This window comes from Streptomyces sp. NPDC046900, from assembly GCF_040644975.1.
Lineage (GTDB): Bacteria > Actinomycetota > Actinomycetes > Streptomycetales > Streptomycetaceae > Streptomyces.
Map to the genome: position 1 here is coordinate 1 of NZ_JBEYXD010000194.1, position 5,272 is coordinate 5,272.

Here is a 5,272-nt window from a genome sequence, read left to right on the forward strand (position 1 = left end):
CCCGCTTCATCAGGTAGTTCTCGTGCGTGCCGTAGGAGGCGCCCTTGTTGTCGGTGTTGTTCTTGTAGAGGTGGATCGGCTGGCTCAAACGACCTGGCTTTCGCGGAACTCTCGTTCGCGAAAGATGCAGGAGCGCCGCCAAAATCGCCAGCAGTCCGCCGGAGATCGCCGTTCTCCATGACGCTGCGATGTGGAAAGCCCCGAGCCCGCCCTCGCCGCCTCGGATCTGCACGTGGTGATGTGCTGTGCGATGTACGCCGTTACCTGTACGCGGTGCTGAGCTGCACTGTTTGGTGGGGAGTCGAACCCCCGCGTTGCTCTTCACGCGCCAGGAGTGGGCTGGAAAACCGCCAGCCCTCGGTGTGTGCACGCCTCCGAAGCTGCTACCTGCTCCACATCGTCCCAGCTTGCTGGACTACTCAGTCCAGCAAGTCGACCTCCCAGTTCGTACGCTGGATCCGCACATCGACCTCGCGGATCTCCCGGGCGAGTGCATCCGCCTGACCACGAAGATCCGAGACTGGAAGCGCAGAAAGCATCATCAGCTCGGACCGGAGCTGCCGGCCGTATCCCCGGTCGCCCTTACCCGCCGCCGCGTCCGCTGCTGCGGTGACCACGGAATGACGCAACCGCAGGACATCCCGGCGCGCGAGGGCATCGGTGAGCGTACCGTCCGGACTCATCTCCACGGTGGCATTGGTCCGGTTGATCCGCCGGATCAACGTTTCCAGAGCATCCAGCACCTCACCGACCTCAGCCAACAGCTGAGCTGCATCCTCGGCGGGTGTCTCCCCTTCCTGGTACCGCGCACTGCTAACAACGCGCGCTCGCAGCTGTTCTACACGGCGCGTCGCCTCCGCACGTTCTGCCAGTGCCTCAGCAAGCTTCACCGTCTCCACCTCCCCCTCCATGAGCTCGCACGAGTATACGAGTGCGAACCAGCTCATACGCACCTGGATTTGATCCGACGGAGCCCCTGACCAGCCACTGGAGTGAGAGCGGACAGCCACTCAGAGCGCCACGAAAGAGAATCCGACAGTTCGTGCTGTATCCAGCCTGGCGCGCATCCCGTATCCAGCCAGCCGGGGCCCTACGCCGCTGAGTAGGACGTCGTTTCCTATGGCTCTCGTGAGCGCTGGGTAGCCTGGGGAAAGCCCAACTCGTCCAGCAGTGCGCTGAAGAGGTCCTCAACAAAGGTCTCCCGCGAGCGCAGTAGCTTTTCGATCCGGGGCTGCTGTGGGAAGTGAACGTCGATTCCACGATCTGCCGGGCTCACCAGCACGCGGCCGGCGCGCGCCGGGACGGACAGAGCCAAAAGGAACCGCCCGGCGGCATCGGCGCTGAGCCGGACGACCACGCACTCGGCCGGTCCCGGGGCGGCTGGACCACCAAAATCCACCTGGCCTGTGAACAAGGCCAAAGGCCCCTGTCGCTCCTGGTCACCGCAGGACAGCGGGGTGACAGCCCGCAGTTCGTGGCCGTGCTGGAAGGCATTCGCGTGCCCCGGCTCGGGCCCGGCCGTCCACGTCGGCGACCACTGCGGGTGCGCACCGGCACTGTCCGCGACGGCGCTGGTGGCGCCAGCGTGGAAGTAGTTGTGCTGATGAATCACTTCGGGCCTGCCCGAGAGTTCGAAATGGACGCGGCCGGGCACGATGTGCGTGATCCGGGCACCGAGGTGCGCCATCAGACCCTGGGCCTCGAAACTCCTGCGGATGCGTGCCTCCACCTCGGGGCTCGCCTGTTCCCGCTGCGCCTGGTCCTCCACGTGAGGAGGTCTACGAAAGGATCCGGCGACTCGCTGCAGCCGAACGGGAGTCCCCGGAGGAGTACTTGCGACAAGCGATCGTGCAGGCACTGGCCCATGACCGGTCATCGCGCCGGGCGCAGCTGGAGTGCTCGCTGAATGAATTGCTGCGCACGCACAGCCCCGAGGAGGTCGCCGGGGCGGCGGCACGGCGGATCGGAACGTAAGTTCCACTCCCCCGGGTGTCGGTACGTCATGGGGGTGGCCCGGCGTCATGGTCGAGGGCCGTCTGGAGCCGGGCCAGCATGCTGTTGAGGATGGTGGCGAGGCCGGTGAGACAGACGCGAAGCGGGATGCGGCTCCGCTGCTTCGTCGATCAGGCGTTCCGAACATTCGGTCGAGTCGCCTCTGCCTGGCGCCTAAACCTGTCCTGGCGGCGTCGTTGCCGGAGACGCTTCGAGCGATTGAGGCCCGCCGCCCGCTTCTGGGGATTGGGTAAAAGCCAGGCGGGCGGCGGGTGACCGAGGCCGGTGTCTCAGACGTTGACACCGAAGTCGGCGGCGATGCCGCGCAGGCCTGAGGCGTACCCCTGGCCGACTGCGCGGAATTTCCATTCGCCTCCGTGGCGGTACAGCTCGCCGAAGACCATGGCCGTCTCCGAGGAGGCGTCCTCGGACAGGTCGTAGCGAGCGATCTCCTGGTTGTTCGCCTGGTTCACCACGCGGATGAAGGCGTTGCGGACTTGGCCGAAGCTCTGGCCGCGTGTGTCCGCGTCATGGATGGACACCGGGAAGACGATCTTGCCGATCTCGGCGGGCACCGTGGCGAGGTTCACCTTGATCGATTCGTCGTCGCCCTCGCCCTCACCCGTCAGATTGTCTCCGGTGTGCTCGACCGAGCCGTCCGGGCTCCTGAGGTTGTTGTAGAAGACGAAGTGCTGGTCGGAGATGACCTTCCCCGACGCGTTCAGCAGCAATGCGGATGCGTCCAGGTCGTAGTCAGCGCCGGTGGTGGTGCGCACGTCCCAGCCGAGGCCGACCAGAACTGCGCTGAGGCCCGGCGCCTCCTTGCTCAGCGACACGTTGCCGCCCTTGGCCAGGGAAACCCCCACGGCTCATCCTCCCGACTGTGGGCTGTCTGTACGGTCACCGACTTCAACGCAGACTGTAGCGCAATGGTTCCTACGATTGCGCAACATCTAAAGTATTGCCGTCGGATGCACCCGCAGCGGGCGGGCCCAGCGGCAACGAAGGCGAGGGGTCTGACGTGTTCACTGATGTAGGCCCACTGGAACTCATCACACTGGTGGTCCTTGCCGTCCTGCTTTTCGGGCCCGACAAGTTGCCCGAATTCATCCAGAACGTGACCACGGTCCTGCGTAAGGTGCGCGAGTTCTCCGAGGACACCAAGCAGGAGATCCGCTCCGAACTTGGGCCGGAGTTCAAGGACTTCGAGTTCGAGGATCTCCACCCGAAGACGTTCGTACGTAAACACGTCCTCGAGCGCGACGACCTCGGTCTCGGCGAGATCCGCGGCGCCCTCGACCCGAGAAGCGAGCTCGCGGAGATCGCAGAAGCAGTTCACGAAGCAGCAAACGGCAGTCGCAACGATCCGCCGACGACCGGGTGCGTAACCTTGGCGAAGGAGGCTCCGATCGAACCGACCACGCATGCGGCGTTCGACCCCGACGCCACTTAGCGCCGACTGTGCAGCCGGCGGCGCGCGGAGACCGCACGGCTCAACGGCGGGCCTGCGGAGGGTTTGCGTATGAGCCGGTCCGAGCGGCCGCGAGCGTCCCTGCCCATCGCACACCCCGTCGAGTGGCACGCAGATCGCGGGGGTGCGCATGTGCCGCCGGGACTTCTGCGTGAAGAACGAGCCCCTGTAGTGGCCGGCTCAGGGTGTGCCGACCACGGGAAACTCAGCGTGCCGAACGGCTCTCGGCTGCCGGTCGCGCCGCGGCGCTCTCACCGGGCGCGGACTTGATGAGGCGTGGCGCGGGTTCGTTGGAGCCGGCGTCCTCGGCCTGCGCCGCGGTGGATTGCGCGGTGCCGTCGTCCTTCATGGCCTTGGCCTCGCTCTTAAGGATACGCATCGACTTGCCCAGCGCGCGGGCGGTGTCGGGCAGCTTCTTCGAGCCGAACAGCACGATGATGACGATCGCCACGACCAGCAGATGCCAAGGTTCCAGTCCGTTGCGGAGCATCTGGCCCATCCCATTTCTTCGCCGGACAGTGGCACGGACCGGGGCGGCGCACCATCTGCCATCATTGCTTCGTTGCGCAACTGTACAGTGATAGAGGGGAGTCGTCCCCTCCGTATGAGTCGAACATACGAGGGCTCACCGATGACGATCAGGGGCCATGACTCACCGTTCCTAGACCGTGAGCAGGAGTGAGTCTTGTACCCGATCCTGGTCAGCTGGCGCATCCCGAACGGTGGTGGATGCACTGGTCGGCCGCCTTCGTGCCGCGTCTGGCGAAACGGATCGTGTCCGTGGTCCGGGGATGCGGGGGCGGGTTTCCTCACGCCCTGGGGTGCCGTGTCCGGCCTGGGCGGTCCGATGCCCCACACGATCGCTCTGGTCGTGTGGGGGCGGTGCCGTCCGTCGCCGGATGCGGTGCCCGAGGGCGCGCCTGCCGATCGCGATGCTCGCGGCATCGTGACGGCTGGTCTTCCTGGTCTTGGTGGTGAGAGGTTTTTGCCAGTGCTGGGCGCCCCACCTGCTGGTGTAGGCCGGGTCGACGGCGACAATCGTGATGCCGAGTTCGGCCGCCATGCTGACCAGCCGGGCCCGCAGCTTGGATACCGGCATGCCGGAGATCACCCGCCGAAACCGTTTCCTGCGGCCGTGTTTCTCCCGGGTTTTGTCCGCGCTGAAGTCGAGGTCTTCGATCGCGATCGACACCTCGTGGCGTTTCGCCCAGTGCAGGAGCCGGATCAGTGCATGCCGTACCTGGGCATCACGATGGTCCGCGCTCCCGGACAGGTCGTAGAAGAACCGGCGCGGTTCGCCGCATGGGTTGCCGTGCTGATCGAGGCGCCAGGCGGCGAGGTGGTCGGCGTTCGTATCGACACCGATCAGACCGCCTGTGCGGCCGTGGGACAGCGGAACGGTCTTGACCGGCGGGATCGTCCAGGAGGCGGTGAGGTACCAGCGGGAGCGGTCTGTGTCGTAGTGGATGCGGTAGGCCACGGACTGGTTCGTGGTGATGCGGTCGGCCCACTCCTCGCGCCGGTGGTGGAAGAGGGCAGCGCCGGTGAACGTATACCGGCCATGCGCGGCGTTGGCCAGATGGGCAAGCGGCGCCGGCAGCTTCAGTGACACCTCGCCCTCAGGCGTGACGCGGATGGTCTCGTTGCCGAACCGCTTGCCCGATTCCCCGTCCGCCTGCAGGAACCAGCGCGACGCTTCCCACCGTTGCCGCCCCTGGGCCTGCGTGAGCTGGGCGGCCTTGAGGTGGTGCCGATTGCGCGCGAGCCGCTTCCCGCCGCGCACCACCCGGACCCGGCCCACAGCGCGGT

General features: G+C 66.2%; 6 protein-coding genes and 2 pseudogenes. 3 read left to right on the forward strand and 5 right to left on the reverse strand.

Annotated elements, in window-relative coordinates; all coding sequences use genetic code 11:
• Positions 1-103, reverse strand: a pseudogene (locus tag ABZ904_RS50400) (proteasome accessory factor PafA2 family protein); the annotation flags it as partial.
• Between the two features lie 316 nt (positions 104-419).
• Complete coding sequence (locus tag ABZ904_RS50405; RefSeq protein ID WP_361830992.1) at positions 420-890, reverse strand: DIP1984 family protein; 471 nt, start codon at positions 888-890, stop codon at positions 420-422.
• Between the two features lie 470 nt (positions 891-1,360).
• On the opposite strand from ABZ904_RS50405, the pseudogene ABZ904_RS50410 reads away from it, so the two are divergent.
• Positions 1,361-1,537 (forward strand): annotated as a pseudogene (locus tag ABZ904_RS50410) (IS5/IS1182 family transposase); the annotation flags it as partial.
• Positions 1,538-1,833: 296 nt separating this feature from the next.
• Positions 1,834-1,974 carry a hypothetical protein gene (locus ABZ904_RS50415; RefSeq protein ID WP_361005157.1) on the forward strand — a complete coding sequence of 47 codons (141 nt, stop codon included), beginning with the start codon at positions 1,834-1,836 and terminating at the stop codon, positions 1,972-1,974.
• A gap of 308 nt (positions 1,975-2,282) precedes the next feature.
• On the opposite strand, the gene ABZ904_RS50420 is transcribed toward ABZ904_RS50415, so the two are convergent.
• On the reverse strand, positions 2,283-2,858 hold the full coding sequence (locus ABZ904_RS50420; protein ID WP_361005133.1) for a TerD family protein: 576 nt from the start codon (positions 2,856-2,858) through the stop codon (positions 2,283-2,285).
• Between the two features lie 155 nt (positions 2,859-3,013).
• Here ABZ904_RS50420 and ABZ904_RS50425 point away from each other — a divergent pair, with 155 nt between their 5' ends.
• Entirely contained in the window at positions 3,014-3,445 is a 432-nt protein-coding gene (locus tag ABZ904_RS50425) for a sec-independent translocase (RefSeq protein WP_361005130.1), read from the forward strand.
• A gap of 223 nt (positions 3,446-3,668) precedes the next feature.
• Here ABZ904_RS50425 and tatA read toward each other — a convergent pair whose 3' ends face one another.
• Positions 3,669-3,953, reverse strand: a complete 285-nt coding sequence (tatA, locus tag ABZ904_RS50430; RefSeq protein WP_359409260.1) for a Sec-independent protein translocase subunit TatA — start codon at positions 3,951-3,953, stop codon at positions 3,669-3,671.
• A gap of 171 nt (positions 3,954-4,124) precedes the next feature.
• Positions 4,125-5,272, reverse strand: a 1,148-nt coding sequence (locus tag ABZ904_RS50435) for an IS200/IS605 family accessory protein TnpB-related protein (protein ID WP_361830990.1), incomplete at its 5' end; no start/stop codon positions are given.